This window comes from Halomonas sp. 3F2F (genome assembly GCF_014897805.1).
In the GTDB taxonomy this organism is placed as follows: Bacteria; Pseudomonadota; Gammaproteobacteria; order Pseudomonadales; family Halomonadaceae; genus Vreelandella.
Map to the genome: position 1 here is coordinate 143130 of NZ_JABUZE010000032.1, position 18476 is coordinate 161605.

General features: G+C 50.7%; 21 protein-coding genes. 4 read left to right on the plus strand and 17 right to left on the minus strand.

The genetic code is table 11. The features are described 5' to 3' along the window. Window positions 1-70: 70 nt before the first annotated feature. Window positions 71-919 (minus strand): hypothetical protein, encoded by an 849-nt coding sequence (locus INT21_RS03900; protein WP_193084869.1) that lies wholly within the window; start codon window positions 917-919, stop codon window positions 71-73. 9 nt (window positions 920-928) lie between these two features. Beyond that, on the minus strand, window positions 929-2221 hold the full coding sequence (locus INT21_RS03905) for a nucleotide sugar dehydrogenase (RefSeq protein ID WP_089038386.1): 1293 nt from the start codon (window positions 2219-2221) through the stop codon (window positions 929-931). A 165-nt stretch (window positions 2222-2386) separates the two neighbouring features. Between INT21_RS03905 and ubiG the strand changes: the two genes are divergently transcribed. Both ubiG and INT21_RS03915 read left to right on the plus strand, forming a co-directional pair. Further along, the gene (ubiG, locus tag INT21_RS03910; RefSeq protein ID WP_193060448.1) at window positions 2387-3130 is read left to right on the plus strand and encodes a bifunctional 2-polyprenyl-6-hydroxyphenol methylase/3-demethylubiquinol 3-O-methyltransferase UbiG; all 744 of its coding nucleotides are present in this window, start codon (window positions 2387-2389) and stop codon (window positions 3128-3130) included. Then, window positions 3131-3796: an HAD-IA family hydrolase gene (locus INT21_RS03915; RefSeq protein WP_193060449.1), complete on the plus strand. Its 666-nt coding sequence runs from the start codon at window positions 3131-3133 to the stop codon at window positions 3794-3796. It abuts the gene before it with no gap. A gap of 76 nt (window positions 3797-3872) precedes the next feature. Here the strand turns inward: INT21_RS03915 and INT21_RS03920 are convergent, their stop codons facing one another. The 13 genes from INT21_RS03920 to INT21_RS03980 all read right to left on the minus strand — a co-directional run bounded on the left by INT21_RS03920 (window position 3873) and on the right by INT21_RS03980 (window position 14701). Beyond that, entirely contained in the window at window positions 3873-4634 is a 762-nt protein-coding gene (locus tag INT21_RS03920) for a YciK family oxidoreductase (RefSeq protein ID WP_193084870.1), read from the minus strand. 33 nt (window positions 4635-4667) lie between these two features. Beyond that, window positions 4668-5456, minus strand: a complete 789-nt coding sequence (gene ybgF, locus INT21_RS03925) for a tol-pal system protein YbgF (protein ID WP_089038390.1) — start codon at window positions 5454-5456, stop codon at window positions 4668-4670. Between the two features lie 84 nt (window positions 5457-5540). Then, on the minus strand, window positions 5541-6086 hold the full coding sequence (gene pal, locus INT21_RS03930) for a peptidoglycan-associated lipoprotein Pal (protein WP_089038391.1): 546 nt from the start codon (window positions 6084-6086) through the stop codon (window positions 5541-5543). A gap of 46 nt (window positions 6087-6132) precedes the next feature. Next, window positions 6133-7425 (minus strand): Tol-Pal system beta propeller repeat protein TolB, encoded by a 1293-nt coding sequence (gene tolB / locus INT21_RS03935; RefSeq protein ID WP_089038392.1) that lies wholly within the window; start codon window positions 7423-7425, stop codon window positions 6133-6135. After that, on the minus strand, window positions 7425-8447 hold the full coding sequence (gene tolA, locus INT21_RS03940; RefSeq protein WP_193084874.1) for a cell envelope integrity protein TolA: 1023 nt from the start codon (window positions 8445-8447) through the stop codon (window positions 7425-7427). Before tolA ends, tolB begins: the two co-directional genes overlap by 1 nt. 13 nt (window positions 8448-8460) lie before the next feature. Further along, entirely contained in the window at window positions 8461-8898 is a 438-nt protein-coding gene (tolR, locus tag INT21_RS03945) for a protein TolR (protein WP_193084871.1), read from the minus strand. An 11-nt stretch (window positions 8899-8909) separates the two neighbouring features. Continuing rightward, a complete protein-coding gene (tolQ, locus tag INT21_RS03950; RefSeq protein WP_226912576.1) occupies window positions 8910-9590 on the minus strand; it encodes a protein TolQ in 681 nt (226 codons plus the stop codon). Between the two features lie 182 nt (window positions 9591-9772). Then, window positions 9773-10165, minus strand: coding sequence for a tol-pal system-associated acyl-CoA thioesterase (ybgC, locus tag INT21_RS03955; RefSeq protein WP_089038394.1), 393 nt, complete (start codon window positions 10163-10165; stop codon window positions 9773-9775). Then, window positions 10162-11199: a Holliday junction branch migration DNA helicase RuvB gene (ruvB, locus tag INT21_RS03960; RefSeq protein WP_095602952.1), complete on the minus strand. Its 1038-nt coding sequence runs from the start codon at window positions 11197-11199 to the stop codon at window positions 10162-10164. Before ruvB ends, ybgC begins: the two co-directional genes overlap by 4 nt. A gap of 42 nt (window positions 11200-11241) precedes the next feature. Continuing rightward, window positions 11242-11850, minus strand: a complete 609-nt coding sequence (gene ruvA / locus INT21_RS03965; protein WP_089038396.1) for a Holliday junction branch migration protein RuvA — start codon at window positions 11848-11850, stop codon at window positions 11242-11244. A 70-nt stretch (window positions 11851-11920) separates the two neighbouring features. After that, window positions 11921-12472, minus strand: coding sequence for a crossover junction endodeoxyribonuclease RuvC (gene ruvC / locus INT21_RS03970; RefSeq protein ID WP_193084872.1), 552 nt, complete (start codon window positions 12470-12472; stop codon window positions 11921-11923). Between the two features lie 99 nt (window positions 12473-12571). Then, entirely contained in the window at window positions 12572-14353 is a 1782-nt protein-coding gene (gene aspS / locus INT21_RS03975; RefSeq protein WP_089038398.1) for an aspartate--tRNA ligase, read from the minus strand. A 66-nt stretch (window positions 14354-14419) separates the two neighbouring features. Beyond that, on the minus strand, window positions 14420-14701 hold the full coding sequence (locus tag INT21_RS03980; protein ID WP_038484338.1) for an FmdB family zinc ribbon protein: 282 nt from the start codon (window positions 14699-14701) through the stop codon (window positions 14420-14422). 201 nt (window positions 14702-14902) lie between these two features. Between INT21_RS03980 and INT21_RS03985 the strand changes: the two genes are divergently transcribed. After that, the gene (locus INT21_RS03985; protein ID WP_193084873.1) at window positions 14903-15868 is read left to right on the plus strand and encodes a D-2-hydroxyacid dehydrogenase; all 966 of its coding nucleotides are present in this window, start codon (window positions 14903-14905) and stop codon (window positions 15866-15868) included. On the opposite strand, the gene INT21_RS03990 is transcribed toward INT21_RS03985, so the two are convergent. Together INT21_RS03990 and INT21_RS03995 are read right to left on the minus strand one after the other, a co-directional pair. Beyond that, window positions 15865-16140 carry an acylphosphatase gene (locus tag INT21_RS03990; protein ID WP_089038400.1) on the minus strand — a complete coding sequence of 92 codons (276 nt, stop codon included), beginning with the start codon at window positions 16138-16140 and terminating at the stop codon, window positions 15865-15867. The two genes, INT21_RS03985 and INT21_RS03990, sit on opposite strands and share 4 nt — an antisense overlap. A 118-nt stretch (window positions 16141-16258) precedes the next feature. Beyond that, window positions 16259-17158, minus strand: coding sequence for a YihY/virulence factor BrkB family protein (locus tag INT21_RS03995; RefSeq protein WP_089038401.1), 900 nt, complete (start codon window positions 17156-17158; stop codon window positions 16259-16261). Window positions 17159-17333: 175 nt separating this feature from the next. On the opposite strand from INT21_RS03995, the gene INT21_RS04000 reads away from it, so the two are divergent. Then, on the plus strand, window positions 17334-18428 hold the full coding sequence (locus INT21_RS04000) for a bifunctional nicotinamide-nucleotide adenylyltransferase/Nudix hydroxylase (protein WP_193060383.1): 1095 nt from the start codon (window positions 17334-17336) through the stop codon (window positions 18426-18428). The last annotated feature ends 48 nt before the right edge of the window (window positions 18429-18476 follow it).

Sequence of the window (18476 nt, forward strand, 5' to 3'; positions counted from 1 at the left end):
GCAGTTCATCCCTAACCAAATCAGCGACTCGGTGGCTTTATTACCCATTGCTTTATGCTGGTGACAATTGCTAGCGGAGCATCTCCATCTGAGCACTAAATGCCAGCTGGGCTTGCCGCACTTGACGGATATCACTCTCTAAGGTGTTTAATCGTTGCGCCCATTGCTGTTCAAGCGCTTGTAACGCTTCTTGAGTAGCTGAAGTATCAGTACTGCTTAGCATTTCAAGCGTTGAGTTTACCTCAGTAAAACGCTGATCGATCTCTTCTTGCCATGCGGTAACATTTGTTACCAATTCGCTGTTTTCGTTTTCTAACTTAGCAATATCATCGAGTCGGTTGGTAGTCGCAGATAGGCGCTGCGACAGCATCTCTTCGAGGTAAGTTACCTCTTCTGCTAGATTTTGCCGCCCAGACATGCCCGCTTGCTCAAGTGAGTCAAGTGATGTGCGTATAGCGGCAAGCTGTTGGTCACGCAACGCTGCTTGTTCTTCCAACTGACTAATACGCTCAGCAATGCTGCTTAGGGCATCACCATTCACGAGCTCTTCGTTTGACGTCAAAAGACCGTAGAGTTCCTCACGGGTACGTGTCACCGCAACGGCTAGTTGCTCCTGTTCTTGGAACAGCGTTGTCATCTGTGCTTGTACAAAGGCTATCGCATCTTGCGTGTCCGTGTCACCCGAGTCGAGTCTTGCATGAAGATTAGAGACTTCTCCGCTTACTCGATGGACCTCTTCTAATAAGCGCTCTCTTTCATACCAAAGGCCCACCGCGGCGGCACCCAGCGAAATGATAATAAGCATCATCAATAACCACAATGGCCACAGTTTGGGCCCCCTGCGATGACGCAAGTGTTGTGCGGTCAAGCTTTGGTCCACATCGGGAACAATGCGAGAAGATGCAGTACTGTTGGGCATGACTTTTCCTCAATGCGTTGTGGGATCTGCTCTACGCCCGATTCCTCTATACCGTAAGCCACAGCTAGCCACGAAGGCTGGGTCATAAATATTTCGTCCATCCAGCACCAACTTAGCGCTTAATAACGAGGCTAAACGATGCCAGTCAGGGTTCCAATAAGTTTTCCACTCAGTCACCAGCATCAGTGCGTCAGCGCCTTCACATGCCAAGTATGGGTCACTGGTGAATGTAGTTAGATCGTTTCGGTCACCGACCGCGTTGAGCAGCGCGGGGGTTGCCGCTGGATCATGAAGATTTACCTTTACGCCTTGCGCCCATAAGGCAGCAAGGAGTGTCAGCACAGGCGCGTGATCGATTCGAGTGGTTCCTGGTTTAAAAGCGGCTCCCCAAATAGCAATCGTTTTGCCGGCTAAATCGCCCTCGAAGAGCGTCCAGAGTTTCCTAAATAACGTCTCTTTTTTCTGTTCATTGATGTCCATTACTTGCTCTAGCAATGCCGAATTACGACCACTGGCTGACTGAACATCAGCTAAGCGCATTAGGTCGCGAGAGAAGTTGGGGCCACCAAAGCCGCAGCCAGGGTATAAATATTCATAGCCAATTCGGGTATCAGCGCCCATACCTTGGCGTACATGTTCAACGTCAACTCCGAGCGTGTCTGCCAGCCCTGCAATCTCGTTCATGTAGCTGATACGTGTTGCCAGCATGCCGTTTATAGCGAGCTTAGTCAGCTCAGCCGCTCTACAAGGCATACGCTGGAACACATCATTGCGGCGATTAAAGGCACGTAAAAGCTCGCGCGCCACCTGTTCACCGGTTGCATCGTCACAGCCGAGCAGCCAGCGTGAAGGACGCGTAAAGGAGAGCCAGGCCCGCCCCTCTTCCAAAGTGTCGGGTAAAGCAACGCTACTGTGCTGGGGCCCCATAAGCGCGTGCAACTGCTCTGTTTCGCCTACTGGAAATGTTGAATTATTAATTAATACAGCACCACTATGGTGCTCAAATATAGGGGCTTCAAGCAGTGTCTTGGCCGCCTGACGCTGATCGGGCGACAGAGCCAACCAAACCACATCAGGAGAGTGAGCCTGCTCTGGCGCTTCAATGATTCTCAGTGTTTCACTGGCTAACGCTTGTTCAATATGCGTCATTAACTCAGGTTCACTGCGCAGCCAGTCCGCCTTTAAAAGCTGTGGCCATGGTGCGCTTTCGTGTAGTAGCCACTCAACTTGATGGCCTACCCAGGCTAACGCGGCGGCGGCGGTAGCGGCACTTAGTTCACTTCCGTGGAGTAATACTCGCATTCATCACGCTCCCTGAGAAAATAAAAGTCGCGAAAATAGGGGGTTAAGATTCATGTCGCGTTCCTTTTCATGCGTTCCTTTCCAGGAGTGGTTAGAATGACATAATACTGAACGACTGGTTGGTTGCCACCTTCATGCCAACTTACCGACAATGGGAGTTAAAACATGCAAGCGATACCTCAGGATAGCACTACTCATCGCAACCACGACAATGTCGACGCAGCGGAAGTTGCGAAATTTGAAGCACTTGCTAGTCGTTGGTGGGACGCAGAGGGGGAATTCAAGCCGCTGCACGCTATCAATCCCTTACGCCTTGACTTTATTGACGCGCGTGCAGGCCTAGCCGGTAAAAAGGTGCTCGATGTCGGCTGTGGCGGTGGGATTTTAAGTGAATCAATGGCTCATCGAGGAGCTAGTGTTACCGGCATTGATCTTGGAGAAGCGCCTCTTAGCGTTGCCCGGCTACATGCGACAGAAAGCGGTGCATCGGTGGATTATCGACTGATAAGCGTTGAAGCGCTTGCAGCAGAGCAGCCAGGGCATTATGACATCGTAACCTGCATGGAAATGCTTGAGCATGTGCCTGACCCTGCATCGGTCATTCGTGCTTGCAGTGAGCTGGTTCGCCCTGGGGGTTATGTTTTCTTCTCGACCCTAAATCGCACCCCCAAGTCGTATGCTTTTGCGATTTTAGGCGCTGAGTATGTGCTTAAACTATTGCCGCGCGGCACCCATGATTATGCAAAATTTATCCGCCCTTCTGAGATGGCCGCATGGGCGAGAGCCTCAGATCTTGAGATTAACGAACAAACGGGGCTGACCTATAACCCACTGACTCGTCACTACCGCTTGGTCGCAAACGATGTATCGGTCAATTACATGATGTATTGCCGGAAAGCGAGCCAATAAATGTCAACATCAATACCTGAAGCCATACTGTTTGATTTAGACGGAACTCTTGTTGACACTGCCCCTGATCTTGCTGAAGCAACGAATGCATTGCGGCGGCATCATGGGCTGACACCACTGCCCTACGGGAAAATACGAGGCCAGGTTTCTAACGGCGGCAGTGCCTTAGTAACCTTGGCTATTGGTATCGAAAGTGGTTCTACTGAACACGATACGGCGCGGCAGTATTTGTTAGATAATTATGAACAAGCAGTTGCTGTTCACAGTCGGCTATTTGAACCCCTTGACCAATGGCTAGACCGCTGGCACTCAGCATCACGCTCGTGGGGAATCGTAACGAACAAACCAAGACGCTATACCCTTCCGCTGTTAGATGCATTGGCGCTAACGCCAGGGGCTCTTTTATGTGCAGATGATCTAGCGGTCAGAAAACCCGCTCCGGAGCCTCTTTGGGAGGCTGCGCGCAGGCTTAACGTGGCGCCACAAGCGTGTTGGTACGTCGGTGATCATATTCGTGATATGGAGGCGGCAAAAGCGGCGGGAATGACGGCTGTCGCCGTTGGCTACGGGTATATCAGCGAGGAAGACGATTATCAGCAGTGGCCAGCTGACTTATGGTTTGAAACCTGTAAAGACTTAGTCGATGCTCTGGCTGCTTTTCATTGATAGCGTTAATTGAATGAAAATGCCTAGAACATCGACAAGCGGTGCGGTACGTCAGAAAGCTATGGGCAAGATGCATTTATGCACGTGGTGGTTGAGCGTCAAACTTCTGGCCACTAACCCCCGTGCTGTCTGGCCCCATAAGCCATAAGTAAGTGGGCATAATTTCCTCAGGGGTACGCAGCGTCAACGGATCCTCACCTGGATAAGCAGTTCGGCGCATTTGGGTACGTGTTGCCCCTGGGTTTAACGTATTGATCCGCACAGTAGACTGGTTTTCAAGTTCGTCAGCAAGCACTTCCACAAAACCTTCAGTGGCGAACTTTGAAACCGAATATGCCCCCCAGTAGGCCCGGCCTTTTCGTCCAACGCTTGATGAGGTGAAGACCACAGAAGCATCAGCTGACTGCTGAAGCAGTGGTAGCAACGCTTGGGTCATCCAAATAGGCCCATTGATATTGACCTGCATGACTTGTTCCCACAGCTCTGGATTGTACTGCTCAAAAGGCGTAATTCTGCCTAGCAAGCCAGCGTTATGTAGCAATCCATCTAAACGGCCAAACTCTTTGTCCAGCGTTTCAGCCATATCGTGAAAGTCTTTGAGCGTTGCGCCCTCAAAGTTGAGCGGAAAAATTGCCGGCTGTGGTCCGCCTTCTGCTTCAATTTCATCGTAGACACGCTCAAGCTTGGCTATCGTGCGGCCAAGCAGTATCACAGTTGCCCCATGGCGGGCGTAGGTAAGTGCCGCCGCACGTCCAATTCCATCACCCGCACCGGTTACCAACACGACGCGGTTTTCCAAAAGATTGGACGCTGGTTGATAGTCGATTTTGCAGCTCATGAGGTTTCCTTGATACAAAAATGTAAACAGACGTTATCCTGCAGACTGACGTAAAAAGTCATTGGCAAGCCCTGCCGCGCTACTCTGCGGGTAATCATCACGTACTTGTTCGAGCAGTTCACGACTGCGTTCAGCCTCGCCCTGCCGTGCTTTTACTAATCCTAGCTTATAAAGCGCATCGGGGACTTTACTGCTGCCGCTGTACTGCTCAATAACACGGCTAAATGATTCATCAGCAGCGCTAAGTTCGCCTTCAGCAGCATAAAGTTCCCCCAGCCAGTAATAGCCGTTAGAGGTCAGACTGCTGTCGGGGTGATCAGTGACAAAGGCTTTAAACGCATTGATCGCATCTGCGAATTGACGTGCTTGAACGTGGGCAAACGCTGCTTGGTAATCAGCCTGAGCGTCTTCACTGACGTTCCGAGCAGAAGGTGCGTTGGCAACTTGCTCTGCCGCCTCGGGCTCCACTGCAGGCGTCGATTGTTCAATTTGGCTAGGGCCGCTATTCATCAAACGATCTTCAATATCCAGGTACTGCTGCTGTGATTGCCGACGAAGCTGCTCTAACTGGTGTCGCAGTTCTTCAATTTGACCACGTAGCTGCTGGATCTCTGTCTGGTGCTCTTGCACTTGGTTAAAGAGTACCAAGTTACCACCAGATGCTTCCTGGCGTTGGGTTTGCTGATAAAAGCCAGACCCGCTTGATAAGTCTTGAACGAGGGGCTGTTGACCAAAAGCTGTCAAGGGCAATACGGACAGCGGGAGCACAATGGCTCCCGCACCGCACAGCCTCTCAAAATAACGTTTGAGACTGTGATTCATGATGACTCCAATCATTACTTAGTTAGCGTACCTAGCGCCTAATAGCGAGTACTTGATGTTGAGCACCTAGGTACGCCAATGCCATCAGTAGTTAAAGACGACGCGACGGTTTTGAGAGTAGGCACTTTCACCTTGGCCGCTAGCAGCCGGACGCTCTTCACCATAGCTCACGACGCTCATTTGCGAGGGAGACACGCCTTGAATATTTAAGAACCGCTTAACAGCACCGGCACGACGCTCACCTAGGGCCATGTTGTATTCGCGAGTGCCACGCTCGTCGGTGTGGCCATGCAGAACAACTTGGGCGCTGGGATTAGCACGCAAATAGCGAGCATGAGCCATCACGACTGATTCGTAATCGCCCTTGATAGTGTCGCGGTCAAAGTCAAAATAGATAGTACGGACTTCTGGAATGCGTGAATCGGCTTGTTGACCAGCGCCTGCGCCAGAACCTGATGTAGAGCCATACTGGCCACCAGTGCCAGCACCTGAGGTGCTAGTCCCTGTGCCGCTGCCATCCTGGCTTCCATAAGAGTCACCATCCTGGGTTCCGCCGGTGCTGGAACAGCCAGCGATTACTACGATAGATAGCGCTACTGCTAATGAGCGAGCCAACGGTTTAAGTTGCATAATCAGACTCCTTGCCTGAAAACAAAAAATGTAAACTTTTCGTCAATCAATTTAAAAAAGGTGACCACGCGGGATCGCGAACATCACCCTGCGCTGCGGGTAATCTAAATGACGAGCGGCCATCCGCTGAAACGGCACTTAACACCCCATTACTACCCTGTTGGGTAGCGAAGATTACCATGGTCCCGTTCGGCGCAACACTAGGAGATTCATCTCTTGTTGTTTCGCTTATTACAACAAGACGTCCCCCATCACGCTCCTGACGCGCAACTTGGTATCCGCGGTTGGAGCGGTGAATTAAAAAGATTTGCTCTCCGTCAGGTGAATAGCGCGCGCGAGCATTGTAGTTACCGGTAAATGTAATGCGATTTGCTTCACCGCTACCTAGCAAGTATTCATAAATTTGCGGTCCACCGCTACGGTCAGAGGTAAACAACAAACTACGTCCATCGGGCGCCCAAGTTGGTTCGGTATCAATGCTACTGTTTTGAGTTATACGCTCTACTGAGCGATTACCGATGTCTAGGATATAAATTTCTGGTTGTCCATCTTTGGACAGCGACATAGCGATTTTGCGGCCATCAGGTGACCATGTAGGGGCACCATTAATACCGTCGAAAGAAGTTGCCTGTATCCGTTGCCCAGTTGAAACATCTTGAATATAGATAGCCGGACGCTCTGTTTCAAAGGATACGTATGCCAGCTTCCGGCCATCGGGAGACCATGCAGGTGACATAATCGGTTGGTCGGAGGTAAGCACTTGTTGACTGTTACGTCCATCCGCATCGGCCACATACAGACCAAATTGCATGTTATCGCCCAACCCTTGAGCGGTTACATAAGCAATTTTAGTTGAGAAAGCCCCCCGGATATCGGTAATTTCTTCAAAAATTTGATCGCTCATATAGTGAGCAGCACCACGCAAATCGTTCACATTTGCCGTGACCGTTTCGCCAATCATACGGCGCTGTCCACTGATATCCATTAACTCAAATTGAATCTGATAACCACTATTTGTCTGTTGTGCTCGGCCTACCACCAAATATCGAACATCAAGCGAACGCCAAGTGCCAAACTCAACGTCATCCGCCTGGCTTGGCCTATCAAACATGGCACTGCGTTCTAAGGGCGCAAAAAAACCGCTGCGCTCAAGGTCGTCCTGGATAATTTGAGCCACGTCTTCAGGCATGTTATCGCCGCCTGCAAAGGGAACGATACCAATCGGTAAAGCCTGGTCGCTCCCACGTGTTATTTCGATAGTCAGGTTTGCATTTGCAGTTGCATAACTACTAACGAATAGCAGTACGCAAAACAGCCACACTTTGCTTATGGTTTGCATCAGCGAACATCCCCCGGGGTAAATCGCAGATTAAATTGACGTAAGTTACGCTGCTGCTCTGCGGGCAAATCCCTCAGCTCGCTGAACGGAGCAGCGTGTTCAACAGCCTGCATTGCAGACCGATCAAAGGCACTATCACCGCTGGATGTGGCGATAGTGGTTAAAAGTACCTCTCCTGATGGCCCAAGCCTTACTTGAATCGTAGCACTCATTGCGTCACTGGCACCTGCTGGAATTAACCATGCCTGCTCTACCGCTCGACGCACAATATTAATAAAACCATTCGCTGCTTGCTGCGCCTGCTGTGCGTTAGCAGCAGCTTGGGCTTCCCCCTCTAGCTGACGCTGCATGGCCGCCTCGGCTTCCCGCTGGCGCTGAGCTTCTGCCTCTGCTTCCCGTTGGCGCTGAGCTTCTGCCTCGGCTTCCCGTTGGCGCTGGGCTTCTGCCTCGGCTTCCCGCTGGCGCTGGGCTTCTGCCTCGGCTTCACGTTGGCGCTGAGCTTCTGCCTCGGCTTCACGTTGGCGCTGGGCTTCTGCCTCAGCTTCCCGCTGAGCCTCTTCTCTGGCTTGAGCTGCTACTTCTTGCTGTTCGGCTAGACGTTGCGCTTCTTCTTCTCGTCGCTGTGCCTCGGCTTCGGCCTGAGCTTGAGCTTCTTGCAGCTCGCGAGCTTGCTCTTCTGCTCGTGCTTGAGCTTGAGCTTCTTCTCTCGCAGCGGCCTCGTCTGCCTGCTGCTGCAATGCTTCTTGCTCACTTGCATCAGGCTCTGGTGCTGGCTCAGCCTCATCGGGGTCGGTTGAACTATTGAGAGCTGCTTGTTGATCCGTTGTTTGCTGTGCTTGGTCAGTGAATGTTTCAGTACTGACGAAGGTCGCTTGCACAATAGAGGACGAGTCTGGCTCTGCCGTAGAACTTGGCAGACTAACCAAACTAAAAAGCACAACTAATAGATGCACCGCAACCGCCAGGACAGTAGGCCAAGTATAGCCAACATCCTGTGGGTCACGGGGTGGTTTGATTGCCATTTGCGCGCTACGTTTAACCATCTTGTGGCGGCTCAGATAACAGACCTACATTAGCGACACCCGAGCGTTGCAGTGTGCTCATCAATACGACTATTTGTCCGTACGCAACGTTGCGATCGCCGCGAACCATGACAGGTGTTTCAGGTCGTCGCTGTAATATCGCTGTTACTCGCTCTGCCATTTGCTCAAGAGAAACAGCCGTTGAGTCTTCGCCAAGCGTGATGAAATAGCCTCCATCCTGATCGACCGAGATAATAATCGGATCGCTATCGTCTTGGCTTTCGATAGGCTCTGATGTGACTTGAGGTAGATCGACTTGCACCCCTTGAGTGAGCATTGGTGCGGTGATCATAAAGATCACCAGCAAGACCAGCATGACGTCAATAAAGGGGACTACGTTGATTTCAGCCATCGGCTTTTTATTGCCGTTGCGATTAAACGGGCCTTGCATAGCGTACTCCCTTAGCTAGCGCTGGACTTACTTTCACGACCTTGCAAATTACGGTGCAAGATAGCGTGAAATTCCTCGGCAAAGTCTTCATATTTGCCCAACAAACGAGCGGCATCATTCGATAGACGGTTATAGAAAATTACCGCGGGAATAGCTGCAAACAGGCCCATAGCCGTTGCAATTAACGCTTCAGCAATCCAAGGCGCAACGGTTGCCAATGTAGCTTGCTGGGTCATAGAAAGGGATTGAAATGAACCCATAATTCCCCAAACCGTTCCGAACAAGCCAATGTAAGGGCTCGCGGATGCCACCGTTGCGAGAAATACAAGATGCTGCGTTAGGCGGTCTTCTTCCCGAGACCAGGCGACTCGCATACTCCGCTGCACACCTTCTAAGATTGTGTCGGGGTTGCGTGTTTTTGGCATTAAACGATTAAATTCGCGAAAGCCCGCCTGGAAAATATGCTCTGCTCCATAGCGTGGGTCGTCAGCAGGAATTTCTCGGTATAACTCGTTTAAATCGACACCCGACCAAAAGGATTCTTCAAATTGGTTGTATTCCTGTTTTGCCCTGCGTAGGGCAATGCTGCGTTGGAAAATAACCACCCATGAGAGGATTGACCCCACCACCAGCAGTAACATCACCAGCTGAACAACCGTGCTGGCACTCATTATCAAGTGGGGGATGGACATGGTGTTATCGTTCACAGTTACCCTCATCAAGCTATTAATGTCGGAATTTCCGAACAGTGGTGGTATATAAAGGCCATGAAGTACGCACGCTACATCGCGCTATTACTCCATAGGTTTACACATGCCATAGGTTTACACATATCACAGATTTATGCGTGTTCTCGGTGTTCGCCTTAAACGAATCAACCCAGCACCTGCAATGTTTTTGGCCATGCTTTTGGCCGCATCTTATGCGCGCATAAGCAGGCTATCTCGACTGTAGCAGCGCATAAGAGTTCCTCATCTCGCTGCACTTGCTGCAAAAAAGTCATCCGGCATCGACCAACATTCTCAATATTTGTACTGACAATAAGTGAGTCATCCAAGCGTGCCGGCTTGCTGTAGTGACAGGCCAAGCGATATACCACTAGCTGGGTGCCATCGTCTAGCAAAGTTTGCTGATTAAGGCCTAGCGTACGTAACCATTCGCTGCGGGCGCGCTCCATAAACTTCAAGTAGTTAACGTAGTAGACAATTCCACCGGCGTCAGTATCTTCCATATAGACGCGCACCGGCATCGTGAACCCATTATTCATGGGCGCCGCTCTCCTTCTGGATCAATAGCATGTTCGTGAGGCGTTTTGTTGAAGTGTAGCCACGCTTGTCGCGTCACTACGCGCCCCCTTGGCGTGCGCATCATCAGCCCCTGCTGTATTAGGTAAGGTTCAATGACGTCTTCAATGGTACCGCGTTCTTCACTAATAGCGGCTGAGATTGAGTCAATCCCAACAGGTCCGCCATCAAATTTATCGATCATTGCCAACAAGAGCCGCCGGTCCATATGATCCAGCCCATGGTGATCGACATTTAGCATGTTGAGTGCCGCATCGGCGAGAGTAACATCAACAATGCCATTGCCCTTTATTTCTGCATAGTCACGTACGCGACGCAGCAGCCTATTGGCAATACGCGGGGTGCCTCTGGAGCGCTTGGCAACCTCCACAGCACCTTCATGGCTCGTTTCAACACCTAGCAAGCGGGCTGAGCGAGTGACAATCTCAGTCAGCTCTTCAAGGTTGTAAAACTCCAAGCGTTGCACAATGCCAAAGCGATCACGTAATGGAGAGGTTAGTAAGCCTGCGCGCGTTGTCGCACCTACCAAGGTAAAGCGAGGCAAATCTAGTTTGATTGAGCGGGCAGCGGGCCCTTCACCGATCATAATATCCAGCTGGAAATCTTCCATTGCCGGATAAAGCACCTCTTCTACCACGGGGGACAGCCGGTGAATTTCATCAATAAACAGCACGTCACCTGGCTCAAGGTTCGTCAGCATGGCGGCTAAATCACCTGCACGCTCAAGCACTGGGCCAGAAGTTGACTTCAGCCCTACCCCCATCTCGGTAGCAATAATATTCGCAAGCGTTGTTTTACCAAGCCCAGGGGGCCCAAATACCAAGGTATGATCTAGGCTTTCCTGCCGTAGCTTTGCGGCTCCCATGAAAATTTCAAGCTGCTCGCGTACTCGCGGTTGCCCAATATAATCCTTTAAATGTTTGGGACGAATAGCATGATCAATACGCCCTTCCCCTTGTTCGGGCTCAGCCGCGATTAATCGGTCATGTTCTAACATAAAGTGCGCACTATCAGTCGTTCCATGAAATAACCCACGTTGTTACCCAGTCATGCGTTTTGTCAGCGCGGCTTTAATAATCGCCTCGGTTGACTGCTTGGGATTAATGTCAGCCAGCATTTTTGAGGCTTCAGTAAGCTTATAGCCCAAGCTCACCAAGGCAGCTTCCGCATCTGCTAACGAGTCACGGGGAGCAGGCTCTCCATTCGCCGCTTCTAACGCGAGGGGCGCATCCGCCGCGTTCTCCCATTCAGGGAAACGGTCACGCATTTCAATAATTAACCGCTCGGCAGTTTTTTTACCAACGCCCGGAAGCTTCGTCAGTGCTTTACTATCGTCGTCACGGACGCAGCGCATAAAGGCGGCTTCATCCATTCCGGAAAGGATGGCTAGTGCAAGCTTTGGCCCTACGCCGTTGACTTTGATTAGGGCGCGAAACAGTGCACGCTCTTGTTCACGGCCAAAGCCGTAAAGCAAATGGGCATCATCACGAATTGTAAGATGCGTATACATGGATACGCTCTCTCCTACGGCTGGAAGTGCCACTAGGGTGTTCATAGAGGCTTCAAGCTCGTAACCGACACCATGCACATCAACCACAATCCAAGGGGGGTGCTTTTCTAACAAAAAGCCATTAATACGACCGATCATAGGTATGCTCGCAATAATAAAAAGCAGTCATTTACTATAAAGACACTCTGTACAAATGACCAGTAAGCAACTAAAGCCGCCACCGCCCTGTGCTGCGCCGACGACTGCCCTTAGCGGGTGTGGCAAGTAAGCCATGTCCTGCATACGCATGGGTAAGCGCGATAGCTAGCGCATCCGCGGCGTCCGCCTGTGGCGTTGAAGAGAGCTGCAGAATAGCGGTGACCATATGCTGCACCTGGCTTTTCTCCGCGCCTCCCTGGCCCGTAACGGCTTGTTTGATCTGCCTTGCTGCGTATTCTGCAATGTTCAGACCGTGATTCGCGATGCAGACGAGAGCCGTGCCCCGTGCTTGGCCAAGCTTCAATGCTGAATCGGGATTTTTAGCCATAAAGACTCGCTCAACGGCGACGGCATTGGGCCGATGCAGCCCCACTACTTCGCTTAAACCTGCATAAATTTGCGCCAAACGCTGCTCTAAAGGGCCATCGGTCGTTCTAATGCAGCCACTGGCGACATAATGAGGCTTAACACCTATTAAATCGATGACCCCATAGCCCGTGATACGCGAACCAGGGTCGATACCCAAAATCCTAATCGCGGGAGCGGGCTGTTTTTCATCCATGGCAGCTGTCCTATTGGTAGCGAGCGGTTCAAACAAAAACACCGACGCCTAAACGTCGGTGCTGAACTACTAGTTGGCGAACTTCTCGTTGCTGAGCAATTATTCGCTGGCGGTCTCTGCTTTCGCTTTTTGGCGCAGACGGATGTTCAAGTCTTTCAACTGATCCGCGCTGACTTCACCTGGTGCATCAGTCAGTAAACAGCCAGCGCTTTGGGTTTTCGGGAAGGCAATCACTTCACGAATTGTCTTAGCTCCAGCCATCAGCATCACTAAACGATCTAAACCGAACGCTAGGCCGCCATGGGGAGGCGCGCCGTATTGCAACGCATCCAGCAGGAAGCCAAATTTTTCTTGCGCTTCCTCTTGACCAATGCCCAAAATTTCAAACACAGTGCTTTGCATGGTTTGATCGTGAATACGAATGGAACCACCACCAAGCTCGGTTCCGTTAAGCACCATGTCGTAGGCACGCGACAAGGCTTTTGCTGGGTCAGCTTTAAGCGCTTCTGGCGAGCAAGAAGGTGCAGTAAACGGGTGATGTAACGGGCTGAGGCGACCGTTGTCGTCCGCTTCAAACATCGGGAAATCGACAACCCACAGCGGCGCCCACGCCTGGGTATAAAGCTCAAGGTCGGCACCTAACTTGACGCGTAATGCACCAATGGCTTCATTGACGATGCGCGCTTTATCCGCACCAAAGAAAATGATATCGCCATCTTCAGCGCCTACGCGATCAAGCAGCTCTTCAACCACATTCTCCATGAACTTAACAATGGGTGATTGAAGACCTTCAAGCCCTTTGGCACGCTCATTGACCTTAATCCACGCCAGCCCTTTGGCACCGTAAATACCAACGAACTTAGTATATTCGTCGATCTCTTTACGAGACAATTTGGCGCCACCTGGCACTTTCAATGCCGCTACGCGGCCGTCTTCCGCACTTGCAGGACCTGAGAAGACCTTGAAATCAACCTGCTGCATCAAGTCATCAACATCGGTCAATTCTAACGGAATGCGCAGATCAGGCTTATCAGAACCAAAGCGATCCATTGCTTCCTGCCAGGTCATCCGTGGGAACTCAGGCAGCTCAACGCTCAGCACTTCCTGGAAGAGTTGACGAATCATGGCTTCGGTAATGCCCATGATATCGTCTTCTTCCACAAAAGAGGCTTCGATATCGATTTGCGTGAATTCAGGCTGGCGATCAGCCCGCAGATCTTCATCACGGAAGCATTTAGCAATCTGGTAGTAGCGATCGAAACCGGCCACCATTAACAGCTGCTTAAACAACTGTGGCGACTGCGGTAGTGCAAAGAAGCTGCCTGCATGTGTCCGGCTAGGAACGAGGTAGTCGCGGGCACCTTCAGGTGTTGCGCGAGTCAATACCGGCGTCTCGATATCCAGGAAGCCTTGGTTTTCCAAGTAAGCGCGGACGTTGTGAGAAATACGCGAACGCAAGCGCAGCTTCTCAATCATATCTGGGCGTCGAAGGTCGATATAGCGATGCTTTAAGCGAACTTCCTCGCCTACTTTGTTGTGCTCATCCAACTGAAAAGGTGGTGTGGCAGCTGTGTTGAGCACCTCCACCTCTTTAGCTAATACCTCAATCATGCCCGTTGGCATGTTAGGATTTTGAGTTCCTTCAGGGCGCAGCCGGACACGGCCAGTAATACGAAGCACGTACTCACTGCGAGCACGGTCAGCATTAGCAAATGCCTCGGCGGTATCTGGGTCGACAACGAACTGAGCGATGCCATCGCGATCGCGCATATCCAGAAAGATGACCCCACCATGATCACGGCGGCGATGTACCCAACCGCAGACAGTGACCGTTTGTTCCACCAAAGTTTCGTTAAGCTGGCCGCAATAATGGCTGCGCATGTCTAATCCTGTTCTGTTACGTGGCAATGAGATTGTCGTGGGCCGTTCTGACCCTGACAACCGCGGCTAAGCCGCGGCGCCCTTTTTCGTTGATGCGCTACTGGTATCGCTTGTGGCACCAGTGCTAGAAGTAGATTGGCCTTCTGCTGCCAAGTTTTTCTTACTTCCTGTTTTAAAATCGGTTTCATACCAACCGCCGCCAGCAAGGCGGAAACCAGCCGCCGAGACCAAACGCTCAAGACTGGCTCGCTGGCACGCGGGGCAATCCTTCAGCGGATCCGCACTGATTTTCTGCAATTTTTCCATGCGATGACCGCAGGCCTTGCACTCGTACTCATAGATGGGCATGTTGATAACTCCTGAAAAGCTCAACTCCGACAGGCTAAGTTTGTATAAACTAGTGGCAAAACAACGCTTGCCAGGCAAAGAATATGTGGCCTGCTGGGATAAATTCCAAGACTGCGGTTGATAGAACGACACATTATACCCTTTTGTGCCCCCTGCTGAGCAAGGCCAAGTGCCTTTCGGCAGATAATGGAGAAAAGAAAAATGCCCAATGCGGTAATGCTGGATGCCGAGAGCTTAGGCGCGGATATCGATCTAACAGCAATTCGAGACCTTGTTAGTCATTTAGAGGTGTACCAGCAAAGCACTGCCGAACAGGCAAGTGAGCGCTTGTCGGATGCGGACATAGCGATCGTCAACAAGGTTGTACTGAACGCAGAAACACTATCAGCCTTACCTAAACTCAAGCTTATATGTGTACTGGCGACAGGGCTTAACAATATTGATCTCGACACAGCTAAAGCCCAAAACATTCTTGTAAAGAACGTCTCCGCCTACGGAACAGCAAGCGTTTCTCAGCATACATTACTGCTTATGCTGGCATTAGCAAACCGTTTGCCTCGCTATCAAGCTGACATCGCACAAGGCGAATGGCAGCGCAGCGATTTCTTTTGCTTACAAGCTCACTCGACGCTGCAGCTTTCCAATAAGCATCTGGTGATGGTGGGGCAAGGAGAGCTTGGCTCAGAAGTGGCACGTCTAGCTGAAGCATTTGGAATGAAGGTTACATTTGCTGCTCGCCCTGGCAATGAATCAAACGATAAACGGCCCTCTCTCGACGATTTATTACCGACAGCAGATATTATTAGCTTGCATTGCCCGCTTAACGAAACAACCAAGCACCTTATTAATCGCACACGCTTGGCAAACGCAAAGTCATCACTGCTATTAGTCAACTGTGCCCGGGGCGGCATCATCGATGAAGAAGCGGCACTTGAGGCGCTTCGTGCTGGCAAGATTGGAGGGTTAGCAGTTGATGTGCTGCCCACTGAGCCGCCGCAAGAAGGACACCCTTTATTAACAGCATTAGCAGAAGGCGAGGCACTTAATTTGATAGTGACCCCTCACAATGCCTGGATCACGCCTGAGGCTCGCCAGAACATTGTGGCGCTCACTGCTGATAATATTAAGCAATGGCAAACTGAGGCGAACGTATTAAGCACTGATTAATAGGTCGCAAAATGATCGGGAGCGCGGTGGCCATCCAGCACTTCAATAGTGACATGGGTTACCTGCGCTCCTTCGGGCCCCTGCCATAACCATTCAGTTAGCGTAGATACGGCAGTGGAATTGCCACATAGCAACACCTCTACCCGCCCATCGGGTAAGTTTTTGGCGTAGCCCGTTAGCCCTCGCTGAAGCGCTTGTTCCTGTGTTGAACGCCGAAACCATACTCCCTGCACTTTTCCTGTTACATAGGCACGTACACAACAAGTAGGCATAAACTGTCCTCTCAGTGTTTATACAATAGCGTTTATAGACTTCAGCCTGATAAATCGACAGGCTGAAATCTGTTGATATTCGCTCTATCTACCCCCCTTTTTTAAACCAATTCTTGTCTTACACTAACTCTCGCTTCACCAGCACTGCACTATTACGTGGCACCAATGGCCGCCCACGCCGAAGTAGCAAGGAGCGAGTAAAAGCGGCGCCAAATAGTAGGATTAATGAACTGTAATATACCCATAACAAAATCATCACAACAGACCCCGCTGCACCATAGGTCGACGCTGTGGCGGTATATGCTAAATAAATAGCAATAACGCTGCGCCCAATTGTAAACAACACAGCAGTTACTATCGCGCCAATCAGCACATCTTGCCAACGGAGAACAACATCCGGCAACACTTTGAAAATAGTAGCGAATAACAATGCCACCATCGCCAGTGAGATTAATGACTCAAGCGATGTCGTTAATAAACTGGCATAGGGTAATAAATTACCGGCTCCGTGGAGCATCCCTCGCAAGACAACCCCCAGCACTAACGATACGAGTAGAATGAAGCCAATAGACAACACGACGGTTAAGGAAAGCAAACGATTTTTTATAAAGATAAGAGCACTGTTGGAGGTGGGTTTTGCAGTGACGCCCCAAATGGTATTGAGCGAAAATTGCATTTGCGCAAACACGGTTGTGGCACCCACTAACAAGGCTACAAAGCCAAGCACTGTTGGTAAGATACCTGACTCTTCGATACGTGACTGAGCAACAGCCTGCTCAATCGCAAGTGCTGCATCAGCGCCTAACGTGTCCTGAAGCTGAGCAACTATTTGACCTTGAGCGGCATCTTCACCCAGCACCACGCCAATCACTGTTACCGCGATAATCACGGTAGGCGCCAAGGAGAAGAGTGTGTAGAACGCTAATGATCCGGCATAGCTGAAGGCATTTCGTTCAAGCCATAACGCCGTCGCATCTTGAACCACGTTCCACCAAAAAGTGATCGTTTTTTTCAGCATATTCATTCCCTTAACAAAAGAGTGTCCCTATCAAGCACTAGCGCAAGATACATCTAACAATCATACCGAACTAAAACGTTGAGCGCAGGCGGAGGCGCATTGCGCACCTTAACTGCCCACTTCATAATGGCTCTCTTTTCTCTGCTACTTTCTCACCCACGACCAAGGAAGCGTTATGAATTCGGATGCTGTTAACTCTACTACGGCTTACGACTTTGATTGCTTGGTGTTTATTGGTCGTTTTCAGCCTCCCCACCTTGGCCACCTTGCCATTATCCGAGAGGCGTTAAAACAGGCACGCCAAGTCATTGTATTAGTGGGCTCTGCTTGGCAGGCACGCTCTTTACGCAACCCGTGGACGTTCGATGAGCGACAGGCAATGATTCGTTCTGGGTTTGATGATCAAGACAATCAACGCCTGGAAATCACGCCACTACTTGATGCGCTTTATAACGATGATGTGTGGGTACGTGATGTGCAACGCAAAGTGCGTGATTTGACGTCCCCTGCCAACGCTCGCTTACCGCGTATTGGTTTGATTGGCGCGAGCAGAGGACAATCAAGCTACTATTTATCGCTTTTCCCCCAATGGGAGTCCATCAGTGTGCCACTCGTTGAAGGTATTTCAGCGAGTCAAATACGTGAGCGGTTGTTTCGCTCACCGGGTTCTACCGATGACTATTTGAGCACAGGCGCCTACCACGACTTACCACCAGAAGTCGTCAAAAGCGTTGACAAGTTTTGCAAAGGTACTGCCTACCACGGCCTACTGGAAGAGCAGCAGCTACTCGATCAATACAAACAAGCTTGGGCACAAGCCCCCTATCCGCCCATTTTTGTGACTGTTAATGCAGTTGTCGTCCAATCAGGCCATATTTTGTTGGTAAAGCGAATGGCTGCACCGGGTAAAGGACTTCTGGCATTACCCGGAGGCTTCATCAACCCTCATGAGCGCTTACTAGATGCTTGCTTAAGGGAGCTCCGTGAACGTTTAAGGCTTAAAGTGCCTGAACCCGTTTTAAAGGGCTCGCTACGTGGACAGCGCTTGTTTGATGAACCTCATCGCAGTTGGCGTGGACGAACGTTAGCAGAAGCCTTCTATTTTGCTCTTAGACCTGAGCAGCAGTTGCCCCGTTTAAAGCCAGTCAAGGGCGGCGATCATGCTCGCTGGGTCGCCCTTGCTGATCTAGAACCTGAAAGCTTGTTTGAAGATCACTTCTTTATTATTCAAAATTTTCTTGGATTACCGGCAGATTTAGGCACATTTTAAAATCGGTTCTTCGTCACTTCACGTGGATTTGGCCTGATCGAATAGGCG

Coding starts and splice junctions, on each gene's coding strand:
- ruvB (WP_095602952.1), bottom strand. CDS start 11,199: ATGTTAGAACATGACCGATTAATCGCGGCTGAGCCCGAACAAGGGGAA.
- INT21_RS03985 (WP_193084873.1), top strand. CDS start 14,903: ATGCCCAATGCGGTAATGCTGGATGCCGAGAGCTTAGGCGCGGATATC.
- tolR (WP_193084871.1), bottom strand. CDS start 8,898: ATGCAAGGCCCGTTTAATCGCAACGGCAATAAAAAGCCGATGGCTGAA.
- ybgC (WP_089038394.1), bottom strand. CDS start 10,165: ATGAATAATGGGTTCACGATGCCGGTGCGCGTCTATATGGAAGATACT.
- INT21_RS03920 (WP_193084870.1), bottom strand. CDS start 4,634: ATGAGCTGCAAAATCGACTATCAACCAGCGTCCAATCTTTTGGAAAAC.
- ruvC (WP_193084872.1), bottom strand. CDS start 12,472: ATGGATGAAAAACAGCCCGCTCCCGCGATTAGGATTTTGGGTATCGAC.
- INT21_RS03905 (WP_089038386.1), bottom strand. CDS start 2,221: ATGCGAGTATTACTCCACGGAAGTGAACTAAGTGCCGCTACCGCCGCC.
- ybgF (WP_089038390.1), bottom strand. CDS start 5,456: ATGAATCACAGTCTCAAACGTTATTTTGAGAGGCTGTGCGGTGCGGGA.
- INT21_RS03990 (WP_089038400.1), bottom strand. CDS start 16,140: ATGCCTACTTGTTGTGTACGTGCCTATGTAACAGGAAAAGTGCAGGGA.
- INT21_RS03900 (WP_193084869.1), bottom strand. CDS start 919: ATGCCCAACAGTACTGCATCTTCTCGCATTGTTCCCGATGTGGACCAA.
- aspS (WP_089038398.1), bottom strand. CDS start 14,353: ATGCGCAGCCATTATTGCGGCCAGCTTAACGAAACTTTGGTGGAACAA.
- INT21_RS03915 (WP_193060449.1), top strand. CDS start 3,131: ATGTCAACATCAATACCTGAAGCCATACTGTTTGATTTAGACGGAACT.
- pal (WP_089038391.1), bottom strand. CDS start 6,086: ATGCAACTTAAACCGTTGGCTCGCTCATTAGCAGTAGCGCTATCTATC.
- INT21_RS03995 (WP_089038401.1), bottom strand. CDS start 17,158: ATGCTGAAAAAAACGATCACTTTTTGGTGGAACGTGGTTCAAGATGCG.
- INT21_RS04000 (WP_193060383.1), top strand. CDS start 17,334: ATGAATTCGGATGCTGTTAACTCTACTACGGCTTACGACTTTGATTGC.
- ruvA (WP_089038396.1), bottom strand. CDS start 11,850: ATGATCGGTCGTATTAATGGCTTTTTGTTAGAAAAGCACCCCCCTTGG.
- ubiG (WP_193060448.1), top strand. CDS start 2,387: ATGCAAGCGATACCTCAGGATAGCACTACTCATCGCAACCACGACAAT.
- tolQ (WP_226912576.1), bottom strand. CDS start 9,590: ATGTCCATCCCCCACTTGATAATGAGTGCCAGCACGGTTGTTCAGCTG.
- tolB (WP_089038392.1), bottom strand. CDS start 7,425: ATGCAAACCATAAGCAAAGTGTGGCTGTTTTGCGTACTGCTATTCGTT.
- INT21_RS03980 (WP_038484338.1), bottom strand. CDS start 14,701: ATGCCCATCTATGAGTACGAGTGCAAGGCCTGCGGTCATCGCATGGAA.
- tolA (WP_193084874.1), bottom strand. CDS start 8,447: ATGGCAATCAAACCACCCCGTGACCCACAGGATGTTGGCTATACTTGG.